This window comes from Parageobacillus caldoxylosilyticus NBRC 107762 (assembly GCF_000632715.1).
Lineage (GTDB): Bacteria > Bacillota > Bacilli > Bacillales > Anoxybacillaceae > Saccharococcus > Saccharococcus caldoxylosilyticus.
This window is the reverse complement of the sequence record NZ_BAWO01000046.1, coordinates 14,473-38,219: the sequence shown is the minus strand read 5'-3', so window position 1 is coordinate 38,219 and position 23,747 is coordinate 14,473. Positions and strand designations below refer to the sequence as shown.

Annotated in this window: 23 protein-coding genes and 2 tRNA genes; all 25 read left to right on the top strand. The window is 43.7% G+C overall.

Annotated elements, in window-relative coordinates:
• Positions 1–51: 51 nt before the first annotated feature.
• The 25 genes from GCA01S_RS12440 to tilS all read left to right on the top strand — a co-directional run bounded on the left by GCA01S_RS12440 (position 52) and on the right by tilS (position 23,734).
• Positions 52–231 (top strand): small, acid-soluble spore protein, alpha/beta type, encoded by a 180-nt coding sequence (locus tag GCA01S_RS12440; RefSeq protein ID WP_169735611.1) that lies wholly within the window; start codon positions 52–54, stop codon positions 229–231.
• A gap of 206 nt (positions 232–437) precedes the next feature.
• Entirely contained in the window at positions 438–1,307 is an 870-nt protein-coding gene (gene ispE, locus GCA01S_RS12435; RefSeq protein ID WP_042410415.1) for a 4-(cytidine 5'-diphospho)-2-C-methyl-D-erythritol kinase, read from the top strand.
• 55 nt (positions 1,308–1,362) lie between these two features.
• Entirely contained in the window at positions 1,363–2,187 is an 825-nt protein-coding gene (purR, locus tag GCA01S_RS12430) for a pur operon repressor (protein ID WP_042410413.1), read from the top strand.
• A gap of 26 nt (positions 2,188–2,213) precedes the next feature.
• Entirely contained in the window at positions 2,214–2,588 is a 375-nt protein-coding gene (locus GCA01S_RS12425; RefSeq protein ID WP_017434473.1) for a RidA family protein, read from the top strand.
• Positions 2,589–2,732: 144 nt separating this feature from the next.
• Positions 2,733–3,023 carry a septation regulator SpoVG gene (spoVG, locus tag GCA01S_RS12420; protein WP_003247437.1) on the top strand — a complete coding sequence of 97 codons (291 nt, stop codon included), beginning with the start codon at positions 2,733–2,735 and terminating at the stop codon, positions 3,021–3,023.
• Between the two features lie 143 nt (positions 3,024–3,166).
• Positions 3,167–4,546 carry a bifunctional UDP-N-acetylglucosamine diphosphorylase/glucosamine-1-phosphate N-acetyltransferase GlmU gene (gene glmU / locus GCA01S_RS12415; protein WP_017434474.1) on the top strand — a complete coding sequence of 460 codons (1,380 nt, stop codon included), beginning with the start codon at positions 3,167–3,169 and terminating at the stop codon, positions 4,544–4,546.
• A 13-nt stretch (positions 4,547–4,559) separates the two neighbouring features.
• Positions 4,560–5,507: a ribose-phosphate diphosphokinase gene (locus GCA01S_RS12410; RefSeq protein ID WP_017434475.1), complete on the top strand. Its 948-nt coding sequence runs from the start codon at positions 4,560–4,562 to the stop codon at positions 5,505–5,507.
• An 80-nt stretch (positions 5,508–5,587) separates the two neighbouring features.
• The gene (locus tag GCA01S_RS12405; RefSeq protein ID WP_017434476.1) at positions 5,588–6,220 is read left to right on the top strand and encodes a 50S ribosomal protein L25/general stress protein Ctc; all 633 of its coding nucleotides are present in this window, start codon (positions 5,588–5,590) and stop codon (positions 6,218–6,220) included.
• Positions 6,221–6,286: 66 nt separating this feature from the next.
• Entirely contained in the window at positions 6,287–6,847 is a 561-nt protein-coding gene (gene pth / locus GCA01S_RS12400) for an aminoacyl-tRNA hydrolase (RefSeq protein WP_017434477.1), read from the top strand.
• Positions 6,848–6,912: 65 nt separating this feature from the next.
• The gene (locus tag GCA01S_RS12395; RefSeq protein ID WP_017434478.1) at positions 6,913–7,143 is read left to right on the top strand and encodes an anti-sigma-F factor Fin family protein; all 231 of its coding nucleotides are present in this window, start codon (positions 6,913–6,915) and stop codon (positions 7,141–7,143) included.
• A 145-nt stretch (positions 7,144–7,288) separates the two neighbouring features.
• The gene (mfd, locus tag GCA01S_RS12390) at positions 7,289–10,822 is read left to right on the top strand and encodes a transcription-repair coupling factor (RefSeq protein ID WP_042410411.1); all 3,534 of its coding nucleotides are present in this window, start codon (positions 7,289–7,291) and stop codon (positions 10,820–10,822) included.
• Between the two features lie 197 nt (positions 10,823–11,019).
• Positions 11,020–11,556: a stage V sporulation protein T gene (gene spoVT, locus GCA01S_RS12385; protein WP_017434480.1), complete on the top strand. Its 537-nt coding sequence runs from the start codon at positions 11,020–11,022 to the stop codon at positions 11,554–11,556.
• Between the two features lie 122 nt (positions 11,557–11,678).
• Positions 11,679–13,262, top strand: coding sequence for a putative polysaccharide biosynthesis protein (locus GCA01S_RS12380; protein WP_042410406.1), 1,584 nt, complete (start codon positions 11,679–11,681; stop codon positions 13,260–13,262).
• A gap of 6 nt (positions 13,263–13,268) precedes the next feature.
• Positions 13,269–14,735, top strand: a complete 1,467-nt coding sequence (gene yabN, locus GCA01S_RS12375; protein ID WP_042410404.1) for a bifunctional methyltransferase/pyrophosphohydrolase YabN — start codon at positions 13,269–13,271, stop codon at positions 14,733–14,735.
• A gap of 16 nt (positions 14,736–14,751) precedes the next feature.
• A complete protein-coding gene (locus GCA01S_RS12370; protein WP_042410401.1) occupies positions 14,752–15,036 on the top strand; it encodes an RNA-binding S4 domain-containing protein in 285 nt (94 codons plus the stop codon).
• Positions 15,037–15,156: 120 nt separating this feature from the next.
• Positions 15,157–15,462: a sporulation protein YabP gene (gene yabP, locus GCA01S_RS12365; RefSeq protein WP_003247459.1), complete on the top strand. Its 306-nt coding sequence runs from the start codon at positions 15,157–15,159 to the stop codon at positions 15,460–15,462.
• Entirely contained in the window at positions 15,459–16,091 is a 633-nt protein-coding gene (yabQ, locus tag GCA01S_RS12360) for a spore cortex biosynthesis protein YabQ (RefSeq protein WP_017434484.1), read from the top strand. Before yabP ends, yabQ begins: the two co-directional genes overlap by 4 nt.
• A gap of 19 nt (positions 16,092–16,110) precedes the next feature.
• Entirely contained in the window at positions 16,111–16,482 is a 372-nt protein-coding gene (locus tag GCA01S_RS12355; RefSeq protein ID WP_042410399.1) for an FtsB family cell division protein, read from the top strand.
• A gap of 306 nt (positions 16,483–16,788) precedes the next feature.
• Positions 16,789–17,187 carry a S1 domain-containing RNA-binding protein gene (locus GCA01S_RS12350; RefSeq protein ID WP_017434486.1) on the top strand — a complete coding sequence of 133 codons (399 nt, stop codon included), beginning with the start codon at positions 16,789–16,791 and terminating at the stop codon, positions 17,185–17,187.
• 438 nt (positions 17,188–17,625) lie between these two features.
• Positions 17,626–17,702: transfer RNA gene (locus GCA01S_RS12345), tRNA-Met, on the top strand.
• 5 nt (positions 17,703–17,707) lie between these two features.
• A tRNA-Glu gene (locus GCA01S_RS12340) sits at positions 17,708–17,779 on the top strand.
• 204 nt (positions 17,780–17,983) lie between these two features.
• Positions 17,984–20,461 carry a stage II sporulation protein E gene (gene spoIIE / locus GCA01S_RS12335; protein ID WP_042410397.1) on the top strand — a complete coding sequence of 826 codons (2,478 nt, stop codon included), beginning with the start codon at positions 17,984–17,986 and terminating at the stop codon, positions 20,459–20,461.
• Between the two features lie 65 nt (positions 20,462–20,526).
• Positions 20,527–21,264, top strand: coding sequence for a VWA domain-containing protein (locus tag GCA01S_RS12330; protein WP_017434488.1), 738 nt, complete (start codon positions 20,527–20,529; stop codon positions 21,262–21,264).
• Complete coding sequence (locus GCA01S_RS12325; protein WP_017434489.1) at positions 21,230–22,210, top strand: protein kinase domain-containing protein; 981 nt, start codon at positions 21,230–21,232, stop codon at positions 22,208–22,210. Before GCA01S_RS12330 ends, GCA01S_RS12325 begins: the two co-directional genes overlap by 35 nt.
• Positions 22,211–22,336: 126 nt before the next feature.
• Positions 22,337–23,734, top strand: coding sequence for a tRNA lysidine(34) synthetase TilS (gene tilS, locus GCA01S_RS12320; protein WP_042410395.1), 1,398 nt, complete (start codon positions 22,337–22,339; stop codon positions 23,732–23,734).
• The last annotated feature ends 13 nt before the right edge of the window (positions 23,735–23,747 follow it).

Here is a 23,747-nt window from a genome sequence, read left to right as displayed (position 1 = left end):
ATTTTTTTTCATACTAAAACTGTCGCGGTAGATAAGAGGGGGTTGTTGACATTGGGTCGTCGCCATGGAATTATGTCGCAGCGCTTTAAAGAAGAATTAGCAAAAGAATTAGGCTTTTATGATGTTGTGCAGCGAGAAGGTTGGGGAGCGATCCGCGCCAAAGACGCGGGAAATATGGTAAAATTGGCGATTGAAAAAGCAGAGCGACAGCTTGCCGGAAAGATGGAGTAACTCCATTGTTTGCAATGTTGGAAAATGAAAATGCCGCGACAGCCGAAGCGCGACCGCTTCGGCTTTTATTTGACGCCGTTTGTTATATTGTTTGACATGGGTGGATGAAATATACTTTTCTTTATTTAGCAACATTCATGATTTGTGTTATTATGATAAAATGGGTTTATGAAGAAAGTTGGAAGTCGTTAAAGTAGGTGGAACGTTTGAGGCTATTAGTGAAGGCACCAGCAAAAATTAACTTGTCGTTAGACGTGTTACATAAGCGGCCGGATGGGTATCACGAAGTGAAAATGGTCATGACAACGATTGATTTGGCAGATCGGATTGAATTAATTCCGCGTGCCGATGATGCAATACAGATTATTTCACAAAATCGGTTTGTTCCAGATGACCACCGCAATTTGGCATATCAAGCGGCAAAGTTATTAAAGGAGACCTTTTCCATTAAACAAGGTGTGGCGATCTCTATTACCAAACATATCCCGGTAGCGGCGGGTCTGGCGGGAGGAAGCAGCGATGCCGCCGCAACATTGCGGGGATTAAATAAGCTTTGGAATTTAGGTCTTACCCTTGATGAATTAGCAGAATTAGGAGCGCAAATCGGTTCTGACGTATCGTTTTGCGTTTACGGCGGAACGGCGATTGCCACCGGGCGCGGTGAAAAAATTACCCCCATCCCTTCACCGCCTCCATGCTGGGTTGTGTTGGCAAAACCGTCCATTGGCGTTTCTACCGCGGAAGTGTATCGGAATTTAAAGGTGAAGGAAGTAGTGCATCCGGATGTCGATGCCATGGTCGAGGCAATTGGACGCCAAGATTATTTTGCCATTTGCCAATTAGTCGGGAACGTATTAGAAGAAGTAACGTTGAAAATGCATCCGGAAGTAGCGCATATTAAAGAGCAAATGAGACGGTTTGGAGCAGATGCAGTATTAATGAGCGGCAGTGGGCCGACGGTATTCGGGCTCGTCCAGCATGATTCAAGAATGCAGCGCATTTACAATGGGCTTCGCGGTTTTTGTGAACAAGTATTTGCTGTTCGTTTATTAGGCGAACGTCATTCACTTGATTAAACACGTACATTTTTGGTATATTTACTTTATAACATTCGGTTTTGGGAGGTCCGCTATGAAGTTAAGGCGCAGCGGCCGTTTAGTGGATATGACCCATTATCTTCTTGAACGGCCACATCAACTTATTCCGCTTACGTTTTTTGCGGAGCGTTATGAATCGGCCAAGTCATCGATTAGCGAAGATTTAGCCATTATTAAACAAACGTTTGAACAGCAAGGGATCGGAACGATTAAAACGTTGCCGGGGGCTGCTGGCGGCGTACAATATATTCCAAAAATGTCGGAGCAGGAAGCAGAAGAAATTGTGACATATTTATGCGAGCAGCTATCGCGTCCGGATCGGTTGTTGCCCGGTGGATACCTATACATGACCGATATTCTCGGTGACCCTCGTATTATGAACAAAATCGGCAGGCTCTACGCGTCCATTTTTGCCGATCGGCCGGTCGATGTCGTCATGACCATTGCGACAAAAGGAATTCCGCTCGCTTATGCGGTCGCCCACTTTTTGTATGTTCCGGTCGTTATTGTCCGCCATGACAATAAAGTAACGGAAGGATCGATGGTCAGCATCAACTACGTTTCCGGTTCTTCAAAGCGCATTCAAACGATGGTGCTGGCGAAGCGGAGCTTGGCGGAAGGAGCCAATGTATTAATTATCGACGATTTTATGAAAGCGGGCGGCACGGTAAACGGCATGGTAAATTTGCTAAATGAGTTTAACGCCAAACTTTCCGGTATCGGTGTTCTCGTCGAATCGGAAGAAACGAAAGAACGGCTCGTAGACGAATATATTTCGCTTGTGAGACTGTCATCGGTGGATGTCAAAGAAAAACAAATTACCGTAAAAGCAGGAAATTACACGCAGTTTATGGAATAGATAAACGAGAAAGGAGAGCAAACAGAATGAGAAAAGTAGAAACGAATAAAGCGCCGCAGGCGATCGGTCCGTATTCGCAAGGAATTATCGTCAATAACATGTTTTACAGCTCGGGGCAAATTCCGCTCACTCCCGAAGGAGAGATGGTACAAGGCGACATAAAAGCACAAACGCATCAAGTATTTCAAAACTTAAAAGCCGTTTTGGAAGCGGCTGGTGCATCGCTTGATACAGTAGTCAAAACGACGGTGTTTTTGAAAAACATGGATGATTTTGCGGCAATGAATGAAGTATATAGTCAATATTTCACAAATCATAAACCGGCGCGCTCGTGCGTGGAAGTGGCGAGACTGCCGAAAGACGCGCTTGTCGAAATTGAAGTAGTCGCGTTGATTCAATAAGTTTCCATCGCCTGCCTTTTCCCTAAAAAGTCAAGAACTAGGTATTTTTATTTATAAAAAATTTTCAAAAAAAAAGAAGGAAATAGAGAAAATACGTGGAATAAAAATAATCAAGTCTGATATAGGGAAAAGGTGGTGAGCATAATGGAAGTTACTGACGTAAGATTACGCCGCGTAAATACCGAAGGACGTATGAAAGCGATTGCCTCGATCACACTGGATAACGAATTCGTTGTCCATGATATCCGCGTCATCGATGGCAATAACGGATTGTTTGTCGCAATGCCAAGCAAGCGTACTCCAGATGGAGAATTTCGCGACATTGCACATCCGATTAACTCAGCCACGCGCGGAAAAATTCAAGAGGCAATATTAGCTGAGTATCATCGCTTAGGTAAGTTGGAAGAGGAACTTGAAGAAGCTGGTGCTTCATAAAAATACGAGAAAGGGCCTGTGCCAAATGGACAGGCTCTTTTTTTTTTTGCCTTATTCTAGAAAAATCAATGATTCCTTGAAATACACTATTAATTGAGATATATTCAATTATGGATAAAAAGGTAAAATTGGAGGCCTTATATATGGTAAAACGATATGCGGTCATATTGGCGGCTGGACAGGGAACCAGGATGAAATCGAAACAATATAAAGTATTGCACCCTGTTTGCGGCAAGCCAATGGTTCAGCATGTAGTGGACCAAGTTTCGCAGCTGGGAATAGAAAAGCTTATTACCATTGTCGGTTTTGGGGCGGAACAAGTAAAACAGCAGCTTGGCGACCAAAGCGAATATGCCCTTCAGCAAGAGCAATTAGGAACGGCGCACGCAGTGATGCAAGCAGCCCCTTATTTACGGGAAAAAGATGGAGTAACGCTCGTTGTATGCGGGGATACACCGTTAATTACTGCTGAAACGATGCAAGCTTTGCTTCATCATCATCTTGCGACAAAGGCAAAAGCAACGATTTTGACAGCAGTCGCAGATAACCCTGCCGGATATGGTCGCATTGTTCGCGATTCTCATGGAAATGTTGAAAAAATTGTCGAACATAAAGATGCAAGCGAACAAGAACGCGCCATCAAAGAAATTAACACAGGGACATATTGCTTTGATAACAAGTCTTTATTTGAAGCGCTTACACATGTATCAAACAATAATGTACAAGGTGAATATTATTTAACAGATGTCATTGAAATTCTAAAATCAAATGGCAGTATCATTTCCGCGTACAAAGCTCCATCTTTTGAAGAGACGATTGGGGTAAACGACCGCGTTGCCCTCGCCGAAGCAGAAAGAATTATGCGCGAGCGGATTTGTCGCAAACATATGATGAACGGGGTAACGATTATTGATCCTGCTCATACGTATATATCGGTTGAGGCGCAAATCGGCCGTGACACCGTAATTTATCCGGGAACGGTCATTGAAGGAAAAACAGTAATCGGTGAAGATTGTACGATTGGACCAAACTCGGAAATCAAAGATTGTTTGATTGGAAATGGCACAACGATTCGTCATTCCGTTGCCCATGACAGCGAAATTGGGAACGATGTCACGATTGGACCGTTTGCTCATATTCGCCCATTGTCGAAAATCGATGATGAGGTCCGCATCGGAAATTTTGTCGAGGTGAAAAAATCGACGTTTGGCAAAGGAAGCAAAGCGTCGCATTTAAGCTATATCGGCGATGCGGAAGTCGGCGCCAACGTCAATCTTGGCTGCGGATCCATTACCGTAAACTATGATGGAAAAAATAAATATATGACAAAAATTGAAGATGGGGCGTTTATTGGCTGTAATGCCAATTTAATTGCTCCTGTGACGATTGGAAAAGGCGCTTATGTTGCGGCTGGCTCCACCATTACCGAGGATGTTCCTGGAAATGCATTATCGATTGCCCGTGCGCGGCAAGTAAATAAAGAAAACTACGTCGACCGTCTGTCGATCAAGAAAAATTCTTAGTGGAGGTCTATCAATGTCTGAGTGTTATCACAACCTAAAATTATTTGCGTTAAATTCAAACATGAAGTTGGCAGAAGAAATTGCGGAAATTATGGAAATTGAATTAGGCAAATGTTCTGTCTCCCGTTTCAGCGATGGGGAAATTCAAATTAACATTGAGGAAAGCATCCGGGGTGATGATGTTTTCGTTCTTCAATCGACAAGCGTCCCGGTCAATGAGCATTTAATGGAATTATTAATTATGATCGATGCATTAAAACGCGCCTCGGCACGAACGATTAATATTGTGATGCCGTATTACGGGTATGCCCGTCAAGACCGAAAAGCGCGCTCCCGTGAACCGATCACGGCGAAGCTGGTAGCCAATCTTTTGGAAACAGCAGGAGCTTCGCGCGTCATTACGCTTGATTTGCACGCGCCGCAAATTCAAGGATTTTTTGATATTCCAATCGACCACTTGATGGGAGTTCCGATTTTAGCTGACTATTTTAAAGGCAAAAATCTCGATGATATCGTCGTTGTTTCTCCAGACCACGGCGGTGTGACACGGGCAAGAAAACTTGCCGACCGTTTAAAAGCGCCGATTGCCATCATTGATAAGCGCCGACCAAAGCCAAATGTGGCGGAAGTCATGAATATCGTTGGACAAGTAGCAGGGAAAACTGCTATTTTAATTGATGATATTATTGATACGGCCGGAACGATTACATTGGCCGCCAACGCCTTGGTCGCAAGCGGAGCGAAAGAAGTGTACGCGTGCTGTACGCATCCGGTGCTGTCCGGTCCGGCAATTGAACGCATTCAAAATTCACAAATTAAAGAACTGGTTGTTACCAATACAATTGCGTTGCCAGAAGAAAAGAAAATTGATAAAATTGTAGAGCTGTCAGTTGCACCGCTGATTGCGGAGGCCATTACACGCGTATATGAAATGAAGTCTGTCAGCGTATTGTTTGATTAATGGAAAAACATGTTTAGACCTTCTTGTTTTAGGATAAAGTATCAATAGATTCTAATTCTAATTCAGGAAGGTGAGGAAACATGGCTATAGTACTAGAAGCAAAAGAACGCACGGACAAAAAACATTCCACACTTCGACGCATTCGTTTACAAGGAAACATTCCTGGAATATTGTATGGGAAAAATGTTGATAATAAAATGATTTTTGTCAGTGGTGCAGAACTGGAAAAAACGATTCGTGAAGGTGGACGCCATAGCTTAATGACGCTGAAAATAGGCGGAAAAGATTATTCCGTCCTGATGCGCGAGATCCAAAGAGATCCGCTGCGCGGCAATATTCTTCACGTTGATTTCCAAGCAGTAGATATGTCGACAGAAGTAGATATTGATGTTGATGTGCGCTTGATCGGCGAAGCTGCCGGAGTAAAAGACGGCGGCGTATTGCAGCAAAATCTGCATCAATTATCGATTCGCGTATTGCCGGCGAATATTCCGTCGTCGATTGATATTGACATCTCGCACCTTCAAGTAGGCGATGTGATTACGGTAGGAGATGTAAAAACAGACGGAAAATATGAAATTAATCATGAGCCTTCTGAAGTGATTGCGACCATCTTGCCTCCGCAACAAGAAGAGGAAATCCATAGCGGTGAACAGCAAGAACCTGGTCATCCTGATGCAGAAGAGGGAAGAGAAACGACTCCAGAGTCGTAAATTTAGGACGTAACCGTTTTCGGTTACGTCTTTTGTAGTATCATCGTAAAGAGAGGAGACCGAGTATTGAAGTTATTTGTCGGCCTTGGGAATCCAGGAAAAGAATACGAACAAACGAGGCATAACGTTGGCTTTATGGTCATGGATGAACTGGCAAAACGATGGAATATTTCTTTTCAAACAACCAAGTTTCGCGGCATGATGGCATCTGCCATTATTTCTGGAGAAAAAGTAGCATTATGCAAACCGTTGACATATATGAATTTATCAGGGGAATGTGTTCGACCGTTAATGGATTACTATGGTATTGATGTCGATGATGTCATTGTCGTATACGATGACCTTGACCTTCCACCTGGAAAAATTCGCTTGCGCATGAAAGGAAGCGCCGGCGGACATAATGGCATTAAATCACTGATTTATCATTTAGGCACCCAAGAATTTAAACGGATTCGCATCGGTATTGGGCGCCCGGCAAACGGGCAAAAGGTAACCGATTATGTGTTAGGCCGTTTTGCGAAAGAAGAAAGTGACGCGGTAATGGAAGCGATTTTACGTTCGGCTGATGCGTGTGAAAAAGCGGTGACGACGCCGTTTCTGCAAGTGATGAATGAATTTAACAAATGAATATTTTCCTCCTAATCGGTGCAAAATGAAAGTATGGAATACGCCCTTTAGGAGGTTTGTTGGCAATGGCATTGCATTATTATTGTCGGCATTGTGGAACGAAAGTAGGGACGATTGATCAAGTTTCCATATATAGTGAACAATTAGGGTTTCATCATTTGACAGAGGAAGAACGTTTAGAGATGATTTCGTATCAGCCGAACGGTGATATTCATGTAAAAACAATTTGCGAAGATTGCCAAGAGGCATTGACAAGAAATCCAGAGTTACATCAGTATGAGAAGTTTATCCATTAACGGGGCTTTGGGCAACCAAAGCATTTTTGTATTTTTTTTCTTATAAATATATCCATATACGGTTATATATGGAATAAAACGATCGGTTTGTATACAAATATAACAACAGAGAAATACAATGATATTGAGAGGAGGGAGAATAGGGGTGCTTTCGTTGCATCGCTATTTAGCTGAAAATCAAGATGTTCGTTCCATTATCGAAGGCGTAAAAGTGGGATTGAAAGAACAGCTCGTTGCCGGGTTATCCGGGTCGGCCCGGTCTGTTTTTGTTTCGACATTATACAAGGAAACGAATAGACCGATTCTACTCGTTACCCATAATTTGTTTCACGCGCAAAAAATGTATGACGACCTTGTTCAATTGCTCGGAACCGAAGAGGTGTTTTTATATCCGGTCAATGAGGTTATTGCCGCTGAAATGGCGATCGCCAGTCCGGAGTTAAGGGCGCAGCGTTTAGAAGTGATGAATTATTGGGCGAAACGGCAACAAGGCATCGTTATTTGTCCAGTTGCTGGATTGCGTCGGTTGCTTCCTCCTGCATCGTTATGGAGGGATCATCTATTCACATTCACGGTTGGCCAAGATATCGATATTGACCATTATAAACAACAGTTCGTACAAATGGGATATAAACGTGTAGCGACGGTATCGGCCCCTGGGGAATTTAGCATTCGCGGCGGCATTATTGATATTTATCCGTTAACTACTGAATTTCCGTATCGGATTGAGCTGTTTGATACGGAAATTGAATCGATACGTACATTCACCGCGGATGATCAGCGTTCCCGTGATGAAGTACAACAAGTAACCATCGGACCTGCTGATGAAATGATTGTTTATGGAGAGGCGCTAGAGCGGGGAATCGAACGAATCGAAGCAGGGTTAGCGGAAAGTCTCAACAAATTAAAAGATGAGAAGGCCAAACAATTATTGCTAGAACATATATCAGGAGAACTTGAGCAATTAAAACAAGGACAAGAAATTGAACAACAATATAAATATATGGCGCTCTTCTACAAAGAGCCTGCTAGTTTGCTAGACTATCTTCCGGAAAATGGCATATTGCTGATGGATGAGATGAGCAGATTACAAGAGGCGGCTGAAAGCTTAGATAAAGAAGAGGCAGAATGGTACACCAGCTTGCTTGGTAATGGAAAAATAATCCATGATGTGCCAATTTCTCACTCATTTTCGGAATTGTTGCAAAAACATCGCAAACAGCGGATTTATTTGTCCTTATTTTTACGGCATGTCCCGCATACCCATCCAGAAAATATTGTCAATATTTCCTGCAAACAAATGCAGAATTTCCACGGGCAAATGTCGTTGCTGAAATCCGAGCTAGAAAGATGGAAAAAAGCCAACTATGCGGTAGTTTTTTTGGCGCCGAACGCAGAGCGGATGAAAAAGCTGCAATCCGTTTTGGAAGACTATGAAATCGATGTTGCCCCGTTAAGCAAGGACGCGATGCTGATGCACGGCAAATATCAGATGATCGAAGGCGACTTAAATACAGGGTTTGAGCTGCCGATGCAAAAGCTTGCTGTGATTACGGAAGAAGAATTGTTTAAAAAACGGGCAAAAAGACTGATTCGCCGTCCAAAATTATCGAATGCGGAGCGGATTAAAAGTTACTCGGAACTGCAAGTTGGCGATTACGTTGTCCATGTCAACCACGGTATCGGTAAATATTTAGGAATCGAAACATTAGAGATTAACGGTGTGCATAAAGATTATATCCATATTCAATACCAAGGCAGCGATACGTTATATGTGCCGGTCGATCAAATTGATCAAGTGCAAAAATACGTAGGCTCTGAAGGGAAAGAGCCGAAGATTTACAAATTAGGCGGCTCCGAATGGAAAAAGGTGAAAAAGAAAGTCGAGTCGTCCGTCCAAGATATCGCTGAAGATTTAATTAAGCTGTACGCTGAACGGGAAGCAAGCAAAGGATACGCGTTTTCCCCGGATACAGAAATGCAGCGGGAATTTGAAGCGGCGTTTCCGTACCAGGAAACGGAAGATCAGCTTCGTTCGATTGAAGAAATCAAGCGCGATATGGAAAGCGACAAGCCGATGGATCGCCTTCTTTGCGGCGACGTTGGCTACGGAAAGACGGAAGTAGCGCTGCGGGCCGCGTTTAAAGCGATTATGGACGGCAAACAAGTCGCATTTCTCGTACCGACGACAATTTTAGCACAGCAGCATTACGAAACGGTGCGCGAGCGATTTCAAGGGTTCCCAATTAACGTCGGACTGTTAAACCGCTTTCGCACTAGAAAACAGCAAGCGGAAACGATTAAAGGGCTAAAAGAAGGAACCATTGATATGGTCATTGGCACACACCGCCTATTATCCAAAGATGTTCAGTTTAAAGATTTAGGGCTTCTCATTATTGACGAAGAGCAGCGATTTGGCGTTACCCATAAAGAAAAAATCAAGCAGATGAAGGCTAATATTGATGTGCTGACATTAACGGCAACGCCGATCCCAAGAACTTTGCATATGTCGATGATCGGAGTGCGCGACCTGTCGATTATTGAAACGCCGCCGGAAAATCGCTTTCCGGTGCAAACGTATGTGATGGAATATACCCCTGAACTCGTAAAGGAAGCGATTGAACGGGAGCTGGCTAGAGACGGACAAGTGTTTTTCTTGTACAACCATATTGAAGATATTGATAGGAAGGCGGAAGAAATTTCACAGCTTGTGCCGGAAGCGCGTGTAACCTATGTGCACGGGCGCATGTCAGAAAACGAGTTGGAATCCACGATGTTGGCGTTTTTAGAAGGACAGTACGATGTACTGGTGACGACGACGATTATTGAAACAGGCGTGGACATTCCAAACGTCAATACGTTGATTGTCTACGACGCTGATCGCATGGGGCTGTCGCAATTGTATCAGCTGCGCGGGCGTGTCGGTCGCTCCAACCGCGTTGCGTACGCATATTTCACATACCGAAAAGATAAAGTGCTCAATGAAGCGGCAGAGAAGCGGCTTCAGGCAATTAAAGAATTTACCGAACTTGGATCAGGGTTTAAAATTGCAATGCGCGACTTATCGATTCGCGGTGCTGGCAATATATTAGGGGCGGAACAACACGGATTTATCGATTCGGTTGGATTTGATTTATATTCGCAAATGCTCAAAGAAGCCATCGAGAAACGAAAAGGCATCAAACGGGAAGAAGAAAAACAGGAAGTGACGATCGACTTGGAAATCGACGCGTACATTCCAGATACGTATATTTCCGATGGGTTGCAAAAAATCGATATGTACAAGCGGTTTAAAGCGGTGGAAACGATGGAAGACGTGGAAGCGCTGCGTGAGGAAATGGTGGACCGCTTCGGCGATTATCCAGATGAAGTCGCTTACTTGTTCCAAGTAGCGGAAGTGAAAGTGTTCGCTAAACAAATCGGTGTCGAATCCATTAAGCAGCAAAAGCAGCAAGTAGAAATTTTATTTGCTGAACATGCATCAAAAAATGTCGAAATACAGCGCCTATCCAAAATTGGCGGGCAATACGGACGCTTGTTTGGCTTTGGTATGGAAGGGGCTAAATTAAAAATTGTGTTATATATTAAAGATTTCAAGCCGCAAGAGTGGCTGATGATTTTATACGAAACGTTAAAGGAGCTTTCCTGTGTCAAAGATGAAAAATCGATTATTGCTTAAATCAAACAATGTTTATGTTTAAAAAAGCTCGGCGATAATGTAGGATGGGTAATTTTATCTAAAATTCAAAAAATCACTTTCATCGCGTATATAACTTGGATTATGAAGGATACTAATCACAGCAATGGTGAATTCCCCATAACAAGGATTCATCGGAGTATTCTTCAAATCCTAGATGAAAGTGAGGGTATCTGCAGATGAAAGCAACGGGTATAGTTCGTCGAATTGATGATTTAGGAAGGGTTGTCATACCGAAAGAAATTCGAAGAACCTTGCGCATTCGTGAAGGAGATCCACTCGAAATATTTGTTGACCGCGATGGTGAAGTCATTTTAAAAAAATACTCGCCGATTAGTGAATTAGGCGATTTTGCGAAAGAATATGCCGAAGCGCTATTTGACAGTTTAGGACAGCCAGTATTGATTTGTGACCGCGATGTTTTCATCGCTGTTGCGGGTGTGTCGAAAAAAGAATATTTAAATAAAAATGTCAGCTCATTAGTGGAAAAGGTGATGGAAGAGCGCAATTCCGTACTTCATACGGAAGAGGGAGAAGCCGAGCTCGTCGATGGAGTTACAGAAAAGTTAAAGTCGTATACGATTGGCCCGATTGTGGCCAACGGCGATCCGATCGGAGCTGTCATCATTTTATCCAAAGAAAAAGAGCTTGGCGAAGTGGAACATAAAGCAGTGGAAACAGCCGCCAGTTTTTTGGCACGGCAAATGGAACAGTAACAGCTGTAGCAACAAAGGATCGACAAGAAAAGGTAGCGTGCTATGCTACCTTTTTCTTTTGCGCTATAATAGCAATCGTTACTGGATTTTTATGAAGCTATGCGCGCGGAAGGAGAAACACAATGAAACTGCAAGAAGGGAGCATATGGAGAGGGACGGTCGTTTTAACGATCGCTGCCTTTGTAACAAAACTATTGAGCGCTGTTTATCGCGTCCCGTATCAAAATATCGTCGGAGACGTCGGTTTTTATATTTACCAGCAAGTGTATCCGATTTACGGCATTGCTATGTCGCTTTCATTGTATGGATATCCGGTTGTCATTTCCAAACTGATCGCAGAGCGGATAGCAGAGCGCGACCAAAACGGAATTACCTCCGTTTTGCAAATTTCGTTTTTGTTTTTATGTATGCTCGGCCTGCTTATTTTTACCAGCCTTTATATAGGGGCAAAACAGCTTGCGATATGGATGGGCGACGGCCAGCTCGCCCCGCTCATTCGCCTTCTTTCTTTTTCGTTCCTGCTATTTCCATTTATTGCATTGATGCGCGGCTATTTTCAAGGGCATAACCATATGATGCCGACTGCGGTTTCCCAAGTTGGCGAACAGCTTGTCCGTGTGTCTGCCATCCTTTTTTTGTCGTATTCGTTGATAACAAGCGGATATGACGTCTATGCAGGTGGAACGGCGGCGATGACCGGCACATTGGCGGGAATGGTGACTGCACTTCTTTTATTGACAGCGTTTTGGATAAGAAGGGAAAATAGAGGAAGAATACATATCAAAATAAAGAGTGCGGAAGCAAGGAGCATTATATCGTATTTATTTGTCAAAGGAGTTATTATTTGCGTTACCAATATGGTGTTGACGCTTATTCCATTAGTAGACTCGTTTTTATTATTGTCTTTGCTTGGCGAACGAGGCGGAGAGGGCATGGAACACGCCAAACTGTTAAAAGGAATATACGACCGCGGCCAGCCTCTTATTCAGCTCGGCACGGTAGTAGCGACTTCTTTCTCGCTAGCGCTTGTTCCGCTTATTTCCGGTGCGAAAAAACATCGCAGCGATCAATTTCTTTGTGAAAAAACCGATTTGTCGCTGCGCGTCGCATTGGTAATCGGATTAGGCGCTTCTTTAGGATTGATTTGTCTCATTCGCCCAATTAATATCATGCTGTTTGAAAACGATCTCGGTTCGTTTTCTCTGGCAATTTTAACAGCTTCTGTTTTCTTTACGACATTAGCGCTTACGATTTCGGCGCTATTGCAAGGAATGGGATATGAATGGATTGCCGTAGCGGGTGTATTTGTAGCGGTGGCAACGAAAAGCGTTTTGAATTATCTTTTGGTTCCTGCGCTTGGGATGATTGGCGCCGCCATTGCGACAACGGGGTCTTATGCGGCAATGGCTTGCTTTTTATACATCGCATTGCGAAAAAAACTGCCTTTTTACGCCCCCCAAAAAAACTATATATATTCCGTTGTGAAAGCGGCCGCAGCGATGGCAGTTGTATTGCGACTGTATGCATTGCTCGTCGAAACGTGGGATGACAGCCGTCTGTTCGCCGTCGGCGAAGCGCTAGGCGGCGTTTTGCTTGGGGCTGTTACGTATCTTGCCATAGTGATCAAAGAACATGTATTTTCTGAACAAGAATTATCTCTTCTTCCGTTGGGAAACAAACTGCGTTTATTATTAGGAAATAGGTGATGAGAGATGAATACGATTTATATTTTTGGATTAGGCGCTGGGGATATCGAACAGTTGCCGTTAGGGGTATACCGCAAGTTAAAAGCCGCTTCTCCGCTTTTTTTGCGGACAAAGGAGCATCCTGTTGTCAAGGAATTGCAGGAAGAGGGAATCACGTTTACCTCCTTTGACTTTATTTACGAAAAACATGAACAATTTACAGAGGTGTATCAGGAAATTGCAGCAGTTTTATTGGAACAAGCGAAAAAAGGCGACATCTTTTATGCTGTTCCTGGCCATCCGCTGGTAGCGGAAAAAACGGTGCAGCTTTTATTAGAAGCCGAACGCCGCAATGAATGCCGCGTTGTCATTGAGGGCGGGCAAAGCTTTCTCGATGCGCTGTTTACCACATTAAAAATCGATCCCATTGAAGGATTTCAGCTGATGGATGCTACCTCATTTCAAGGGGACGAATGGCCATTAACAAAGCATACGATTTTTTGTCAAGTATATGATTCGTTTATCGCATCGGACGTGAAATTGACGTTAATGGAACAGCTTCCCGACGATTATCCCGTCTATATCGTAACGGCAGCGGGAAGCAAAGAGGAGAGGGTAACGAAAGTTCCACTATATGAGCTGGACCGTGTGGCGACATTGAACAATTTAACGAGCGTATATGTTCCTCCTGTCCGTGACGAGAAACTGCTTTATCACCGTTTTGAAACATTGCGGCGCGTCATCGCGACATTAAGAGGACCGAACGGCTGCCCGTGGGACCGTAAACAAACCCATGCCTCGCTAAAACGATATTTGCTCGAAGAAACATATGAACTGTTTGAGGCGATCGATGATCATGACGATGATCATATGATCGAAGAGCTTGGCGATGTGCTGCTGCAGGTGATGCTCCATGCGCAAATCGGCGAAGATGAAGGGATGTTTTCCATTGATGATGTCATCCGCGGAATTACGGAGAAGATGATTCGCCGCCATCCGCACGTATTCGGCAACGTTACGGTGGAAAGCGCCGAACAGGTCGTGGAAAATTGGCAGCGCATTAAAGAAAAGGAAAAAGAAACGAATGATGAGCCCGTTTCGCTGCTTGCAGATGTTCCAAAGAGTCTGCCGGGTACGTTAAAAGCGTATGAGTTGCAGAAAAAAGCGGCAAAAGTAGGGTTTGATTGGGATGATGTCGAGCCGATGTGGGAGAAAGTTGCCGAAGAAATAGCTGAATTTCAGCAAGAGGCGGCAAAACTACATGATCGTTCCCGGCTTATCAGCGAGTTTGGCGATATTTTATTTGCGCTCATTAATGTCGCCCGCTACTACGACATTAATCCAGAGGAAGCGCTGCATATAGTCAACCAAAAGTTTTATCGGCGGTTTTCTTATATAGAGGAGCAGGCGAGAAAAAGCGGCAGGGCGATCACATCATTTCCCCTTGCCGAACTGGACCGCTTTTGGGAAGAAGCAAAAGAAAAAGGATTGTAAAAGGGAGAGATAAGGTATGCGTTTAGATAAATTTTTAAAAGTTTCCCGTCTCATTAAACGCCGTACGCTGGCAAAAGAAGTAGCCGATCAAGGGCGGATTACGATTAACGGCGCCGTGGCGAAGGCGAGTTCGACGGTAAAAATAGGGGATGAATTGACGATTCAATTTGGGCAAAAACGGCTGACAGTAAGGGTGATTGATTTAAAAGAAACAACCAAAAAAGACGAGGCGGCCCATTTATATGAAGTAATCCGCGAAGAACGAATTGCTCCGAAAATAGAGGATGATGAAGAAATCTAATTTATGCATATAGGCTTGTTCTAAAATGGCTCCCGCATTCATACATATGGTACCAACATTAGGTTAGGAAAGAATGTTTCTGTCTTAGACTTGATTTTAATAGGAATGCGGGGGATGAAAATGAGCCAACATTATGATTTTGGTGGAAATACAAATAAAGGTCCTGTCCAAGAACACGATGTGATTATGCGGGGAAGACGTCTCCTTGATATCACCGGGGTCAAACAGGTGGAAAGCTTTGATAATGAGGAATTTTTGCTAGAAACGGTAATGGGATTTTTATCGATCCGCGGGCAAAATTTGCAAATGAAAAATTTAGATGTCGATAAAGGGGTCGTTTCGATTAAAGGAAGAATCTTCGATCTCGTTTATTTAGACGACCATCAGGAGAAGGCTAAAGGATTCTTTAGCAAGTTGTTCAAATGAGCTTAACAACACAGTTGGCGACCATGCTCGCGATGATTGGAATGGGAGGCTGGCTTGGCGCCGCATTGGATACGTATAATCGCTTTTTGCAGCGACAGGATCGCGCCCATTGGATTGTGTTTATCAATGACATTTTATTTTGGATCGTTCAAGGTTTAATCATTTTCTATGTGTTACTGCTCGTCAATCAAGGCGAGCTGCGCTTTTATATTTTCTTGGCGATTTTATGCGGTTATGCCGCTTATCAAAGTTTGTTTCGCACGATCTATTTAAAAGTGCTAGAATGGCTGATTTGGTTTGCAACAAGACTGTACCAATTTTTCATCCAGCTGTGCCGTTATCTCCTCATTCGCCCGGTTCAGTTCTTCTTTCAAATGTTATTGGTTCTCATACTGTTTATATGGAAAGCGCTTCTTTCTTTGCTTCGCCTATTTCTGCGTATGTTGTATCAATGTACAAAGCTGTTGTTTGCTCCGTTTCGCTGGACGGGCTTGATCATTTGGAAGATCACTCCGCCAAGTTGGAAAAGGATAAGCACAAAAATTTTTGCCTATCTAACAGGAATTATTCGCCAGGTGAAGAATATGAAAGATAGGATTAGAACGTGGATATCAAAATGGCAAAAATAAAAGCAGAGGTGCAGAAATAATGAGTGTACCGCACAAAACGAATGTAACAAAATTAAAATCTTCATACATATCAGCGCAGGAGGAGAAAAAGCAGAAAGCGTCAAGAAGACGGCGGATTGCCGTCGTCCGCTTTACTTTTTTGGGGATTGTACTGGCGCTAGTTTCTTCGGCATTTGTTTATACGATGCAATCTCAAGCAAAGGATATTGAAGCAAAACAAGCCAGCAAAAAGCAGCTTGAACAAAAGTTAGACAAGCTGGAAAAACAGCAGAAACAGCTGAAGGAGGAAATTAAAAAGCTGCACGACGATGAATATATCGCGGAGCTGGCGCGCAAAAAATACTATTTATCCAAAGATGGGGAGATTATTTTCGTCACCCCAGAAAAGTAATTTTTGCAAAAGTATTAACTTAAGTCTTGGGATGGAGTGAAACACGGTTTTGAGCCGAGCCGACAGGGCGCTAAACACCAGTGGGGTGTTTGTCGATGAAAGTTTGGCGGAACAAGAGTGAGTGCCTGCACGCAGGTGCAGGAAAACTCTTTAGTACGTCAGAGCCCACCGACTTTAGTCGTGTGAAGGTTCAGCTTGCGTCTTCCGGTGAAATACGGGCGCCCGCCTTATTGACACTTGTTTTTTGCATTCGTTATAATGAAAGAAAATAATTTTTAAAGTTTTTTAAGGAGGAGCACTTTTTTTATGTCAATTGAAGTAGGCAGCAAGTTACAGGGCAAAGTAACAGGAATTACGAAATTCGGGGCGTTTGTGGAGCTGCCAGAAGGAGTCACTGGACTGGTTCATATTAGTGAGGTGGCGGATAATTACGTAAAAGACATTAACGATCATCTGAAGGTTGGAGATATCGTTTATGTCAAAGTCATTAATGTAGAGAAAGATGGGAAAATCGGCTTGTCCATTAAAAAAGCAAAAGACACGCCGTCTTCACAGCGTCCGCGACATAAAACGAACGACCGAGCCGCTGCAGAAAGCTTCGAACAAAAAATCAGTCGTTTCTTGAAAGAAAGCGAAGACCGTCTGGCGTCACTGAGACGTCATATGGAGTCGAAGCGGGGAGGTCGTGGAGCAAGACGTGGGTAACTTGCTGCTGAATGTATAACAGGTTAAGATCATGGAATAACGGATAAAAAGCATCCATTTCTTTGATGGATGCTTTTCTTGTTTCGGCTTTTCGGCGAGGGGCGTCCTATTTCATTTACCAAGGCACATGATGGAAGAAGGTGTGCGACTATATCAGTTTAACTTGAAGATTCGACTTCCGATGGATAGGAATATCATTGCACCGTTTTTCGACAGTCTACGGCAAGTCAGTGGCTTGCCTTCGTCACGCTAGCGCGTGACAGAAGAAAAACATCGCAATCCTTGGATACAAAGCGCAAAATATGAAACACCCATTTACATTTATATCGTCTTCTCTATTTTCGCTACGCCGATGGAAGATTTCACTAATCAAATTTAGATCGGGAACCTATTGACAATAATATATTAGATCCATTATTATATTAGATGTTGTTGCGTGGCGGCGTAGCTCAGCTGGCTAGAGCGTACGGTTCATACCCGTGAGGTCGGGGGTTCGATTCCCTCCGCCGCTACCATATGAGGCCCGTTGGTCAAGTGGTTAAGACACCGCCCTTTCACGGCGGTAACACGGGTTCGAATCCCGTACGGGTCACTATGAAAACGAGGATGTTTCTCGATCGAGGAACATCCTCGTTTTTTCTTTTTTTGTGTTTTTGAAGAACCAATTTGTGAATTTATGACGTGTTAGCAAGAAATGCGTCGAACGTTTTTTTTTCTTGCTTTTCTTTTTTTGACAAATTTTTGATTATTACAAATATATAATAGGGTCAAGAGAAAAGCAAAGGAGAGGATCGGAATGGAAAGAGTGGAAAGAAGGTTGATGAATCGAATTTCGGAAGTGTCTATTAACGAAACACAAGCAGTGTTGTCGCGCTGGGTTCGCCATGTGAAATTGCGGCTGGGACACTTATTTATTCATAAGGGGTTTCTTCTTATTATTATCGGCTTTTTACTTGGACGAGCTCTTATTCTGTCTAAATTAACTCCGTTTGCTTTGCCGTTTTTCGCCGCTGTTTATATGTTGCGCCGCGACAAGGCTGCATTAGCGTTTATTGCATTGCTGGCAGGTTCTCTTACTTTATCGTTTGAAACAACGTTGTTTGTATTTGTCGGAGTGTTCGGTTTTCTCATTATCCATGCATGGATTCGAAAATTTTTTAGTGAGTCGTTAAAATTGGTGCCTTTTGTTGTTTTTTGTCTATCCTTTTCTACAAAATTAGCGATTTCGTATTATTGGTTAGGAAACCAAACGTTATACGAGGCCGTCATGGCATTGGTGGAAGCTGGTTTAGGGCTGGTGTTAACGCTTATTTTTATCCAAAGCATTCCGCTGCTAACGGTGCGTAAATATAAACATGCATTAAGAGCGGAAGAAATTATTTCGTTAATCATTTTACTGGCATCCATGCTAACGGGAATGATCGGCTGGACGGTTTACGGACTTTCGCTCGAGCATGTGATGTCGCGCTATCTTGTGTTGCTATTTGCGTTTGTGGCAGGAGCGACGATTGGTTCTACCGTGGGAGTCGTGACGGGGTTGATTTTAAGTTTAGCGAATGTGGGTAATTTATATGAAATGAGTTTGCTGGCATTTGCCGGACTTTTAGGAGGGTTGCTAAAAGAAGGAAAGAAAGCTGGCGTGTCTTTCGGATTGCTGATTGCCACATTGTTAATTGGACTGTACGGGAACGGCAAAGCGGAGATTGTGCCGACGATTATGGAATCATGTTTTGCCGTGATTCTCTTTACTTTGACATCCCGCTCCATAACGGAAAAAATCGCAAAACATATCCCCGGTACAGTGGAATATACGAATGAACAACAGCAATATGTCCGAAAAATCCGTGATGTGACGGCACAGCGAGTTTCTCAATTTTCAAATGTATTCCAGGCGCTGGCCAACAGCTTTTCCACAGGAGGTTTGTCTGCTTCTGACGATTATAGCGAACGGGAGATTGACTACTTTTTGAGCGATATTACCGAAAAAACGTGCCAAACTTGTTTTAAGAAAGAGCAGTGCTGGTCGTACAACTTTGATACAACATATGAATATATGAAACAAATTATGCTAGAAGCAGATGCGAAAACGCTGCCACACAATCACCAACTATTGCGGGAATGGGACCGCCACTGCGTCAAAGCGGACAAAGTAGTGGATCTCATTGAAAAAGACGTGATGGTGTATCAGGCGAATCGCAAACTGCGGAGACAAATCAACGAAAGCAGAAAATTGGTCGCCGAACAGCTGTTAGGAGTTTCACAAGTGATGGAGGATTTTGCTAAGGAAATTCAGAAGGAACGCGAAAACCATTATTTGCAGGAAGAACAAATTTTCCATGCTTTGCAGGAATTCGGAATCGAAATCGGCCATGTCGATATTTATAGCCTTGAAAAAGGAAACATTGATATTGAAATGAGCATTCCGTATTGCGAAGGCCGCGGTGAATGTGAAAAGTTAATTGCGCCGATGCTGTCGGATATTTTAGGAGAAACAATCGTTGTCAAACGGGAAGAATGCGCTGCATATCCGAACGGCTACTGCCGGGTGGCCTTTGGCTCGACGAAAGCGTTTGTCGTCGAGACAGGCGTCGCGTTTGCGGCAAAAGGCGGCGGACTGGTGTCAGGCGACAGCTATTCCATGATTGAGCTTGGCACAGGAAAGTATGCGATTGCCATCAGCGACGGCATGGGAAATGGAGAGAGGGCCCATAACGAAAGCAACGAGACGCTGCGCCTTTTGCAAAAAATTTTACAAACGGGGATTGATGAATCGATTGCCATTAAGTCGATTAATTCCATCTTATCCTTGCGGACGACCGAAGACATGTATTCGACGCTCGACTTAGCGATTATCGACTTGCAAAACGCTGTGACAAAGTTTTTAAAAATTGGTTCCACCCCGAGTTTTGTCAAACGAGGCGATAAAGTCATGAAAATTGAAGCAAGCAATTTGCCAATCGGTATTATTAAGGAAGTAGAATTTGAAATTGTCAGCGAACAATTAAAAGCCGGCGATTTATTGATTATGATGAGCGACGGGGTATTTGAAGGACCGGTGCACGTGGAAAATCAAGACCTATGGATGAAACGGAAAATTAAAGAATTAAAAACGAACGATCCTCAGGAAGTGGCGGATTTAATCATGGAAGAAGTGATTCGTAGCCGGGCGGGAAGGATTGACGATGATATGACGGTAGTCGTCGCGAAAATTAAACATAACACGCCGAAATGGGCCACGATTCCGGCTTATATGTATACAAAAAAAGCGCAGTAATAGTATAAAAACCCTATCCTCCGGCGATGATGGTAATACATCAGAGCTGAGGAGGGAAAGAAAAAGTGCGTAAAGGGACGTTACGGCAAATTTTGCTCATTACTGATGGTTGTTCCAATCATGGAGAAAATCCAGTTGCGATGGCTGCACTAGCGAAAGAACAGGGAATTACCGTGAACGTGATCGGTGTGCTTGATCAAGATACGATTGATGAGAGTGGATTGCGCGAAATTGAAGAGATTGCTTTATCCGGTGGCGGGATTAGCCAAGTCGTTTATGCAAAGCAGTTGTCACAGACGGTGCAAATGGTAACGCGAAAAGCGATGACGCAAACCCTTCAAGGCGTCGTAAATAAAGAATTGAAGCAAATATTAGGTTCCGATGTGTCGCTTGAAGATTTGCCACCAGAAAAACGCGGCCAAGTGATGGAAGTAGTCGATGAACTTGGCGAGACAGTGAAATTAGAAGTTTTAATATTGATAGATACAAGCGGAAGTATGAAAACAAAACTGCCAACGGTGAAAGAAGCGCTGCTTGATTTATCGCTTAGTCTGAACGCACGGATGGGAGATAATCGCTTTGCTGTATTTGTATTTCCAGGAAAACGGGGGGATGTGGAGAAAATTGTTGACTGGACGCCGCGAATTGAAGAGCTGTCGACGGTATTTCCAAAATTAACATCGGGAGGATTGACGCCAACAGGGCCGGCCTTGCGTGAAGCATTAGCGTATTTCGGCAGAAAAAGATCATTAAGGAGCTGGATTGGCGATGATGAGTCATACTTTGAGGAATCATCTATGTAATCTTCCGCAGGGAACGGTCATTACGGGAAAATGGCATCGCCATTCGTACAAGCTCCTGAAACAGCTTGGCAGCGGGGCAAACGGAGTTGTTTATTTGGCGGAAAGCAGGAAAGGGCTTGTTGCTGTAAAGCTTAGCGATGACCACGCGTCGGTCACATCGGAAGTCAATATATTGCGCCGGTTTTCCAAGGTCCAGGGAGTCGCCCTTGGACCTTCTTTACTAGATGTCGATGATTGGATGAATCCTTTTTTACATAAAACGGTCCCGTTTTATGTGATGGAATATATCAAAGGAGAAAGTTTTCCTGCTTTTATTCGCAAACACGGGAAAGAGTGGGTTATTATTCTTTTGTTGCAGCTTTTATCTGCCCTTGATCAGCTTCATCAGGAAGGATGGGTATTTGGCGATTTGAAACCGGAAAATTTGCTTGTTGCCGGTCCGCCTCCTACGATCCGGCTTCTCGATGTAGGCGGCACGACATTACAAGGGAGGGCGATTAAGGAATTCACGGAGCTTTACGATCGCGGTTACTGGGGATTAGGTTCGCGCAGGGCAGAGCCATCATATGATTTATTTGCAGCAACAATGATCATGATCACCGCTTGCTGCCCGATGAAATTGGAGAGAAAAGGGGATGGACGAAGCCAACTGCTGTCGATCATTCGGAAAGATACAATGTTACGAAAATATGAGGGGGTATTGTTGAAGGCGATCGATGGAAAGTATAAGCGTGCATCTGAGATGAGACAGGACATTTTAGCAGCTTTTCATCGTTCATCCCGTTCCCGTTATCATCCGCAGCCGGCTCGGCAAATGAAGCCGATGTCGCGCCGGAGTAAAAAGAAAAAGCACCGCAAAGCCAAAGGAGTGGTAGAAACGGTATTGATCGCTGCGGTTCTTTTATGCGTGTACGCCATCTATGTGTATCATCAAGTGCTCCATTAATAAAATTTTTTTATCGCTAGCACGGCTATTTCTTGATAAAATAATGGGCGAGATTTTTGAGAAAATACTGCAATAATGGTACGATGAGAATGAAAGACTACGTTTGGACAAAGAGGTTTTTTCGAAATGATCGCGGAAGTGTACGAGTTTATCGAAAAGCATGCACTGCTTACCCGGAATGCAACAGTGATTGTTGGAGTATCAGGCGGCCCGGATTCGCTGGCGCTATTGCATTTTTTTTGGTCGATGCAAAAGAAATGGAATATCACATTGATCGCTGCCCATGTAGATCATATGTTTCGCGGCAAACAGTCTGAAGAAGATATGCATTTCGTGAAACATTTTTGCGCGACACGCGGTATTATATGTGAGGCGAAGCAAATCGATGTTCCGGCGTTCCAGCGCCGGTCGAAACTAGGAGCCCAAGAGGCAGCGCGTCAATGCCGCTATCAATTTTTTGCGGAAGTAATGAAAAAATATCAAGCGCAATATTTAGCTTTAGGCCATCATGGCGATGATCAGGTCGAAACGATTTTAATGCGGCTCGTGCGCGGAAGCACGAGCAAAGGCTATGCCGGCATTCCTGCAAAGCGCCCGTTTTGTGGCGGATACATTATCCGTCCGTTTCTGGCGGTAAGCCGTACGGATATTGAAGCGTACTGCCGGCAGCACCAAATCACGACGCGCCATGACGCTAGCAATGATAAAGAAGATTATACGCGAAATCGATTTCGCCATCACATTATTCCATTGTTAAAAAAAGAAAATCCGCGCCTTCATGAACGGTTTCAACTGTATAGCGAAATGGTAATGGAAGATGAGGAGTTTTTAGAGGAATTAGCGAGGGATGCGCTGAATAAAGTAATGGAAAAACAACGCGATGCGGTGATGTTAAAAATTAAGCCGTTTCTTGCGTTGGCAAAGCCTTTGCAGAGAAGAGGACTTCAGTTGTTGCTTGGCGATCTTTATCAAGGCGTCCCTTCTTCCCTCTCTTCAGTACATATCCATAGTATATTGACGCTTTTGCGTTGCCGCCGTCCTTCGGGGAGGTTAGACTTGCCAAATGGCTTAAAGGTTATTCGCTCTTATGATTGCTGCCTGTTTACTTTTCAGGAAGAAAAAAAAGATGCAGGCTATATATTCGAATTACATATTCCGGCTGTATTGCCCCTCCCAAATCATCATGTAATCGTTAGCGAATTTTGGGAACACTATCCGAATGAGCAGAAAGGAAATGATATGTTTATTATCGATCCAGAGGCAGTTTGCCTCCCGCTGCGGGTACGGACGCGCCGCGCGGGTGACCGGATGACGTTGAAAGGGATGACAGGAACAAAAAAAGTAAAAGAAATTTTCATTGAAGCGAAAATTCCGTTGCATGAAAGAGAACGCTGGCCGATTGTCGAGGATGGACAAGGAAATATTATATGGATTCCGAAGCTAAAAAAATCGGCTTTTGAAGCAACCGATGTTACCAAAACACACTATATTGTATTACACTATAAAGAGCAGATGAACAGCTAGGAGGAAAAGAAAC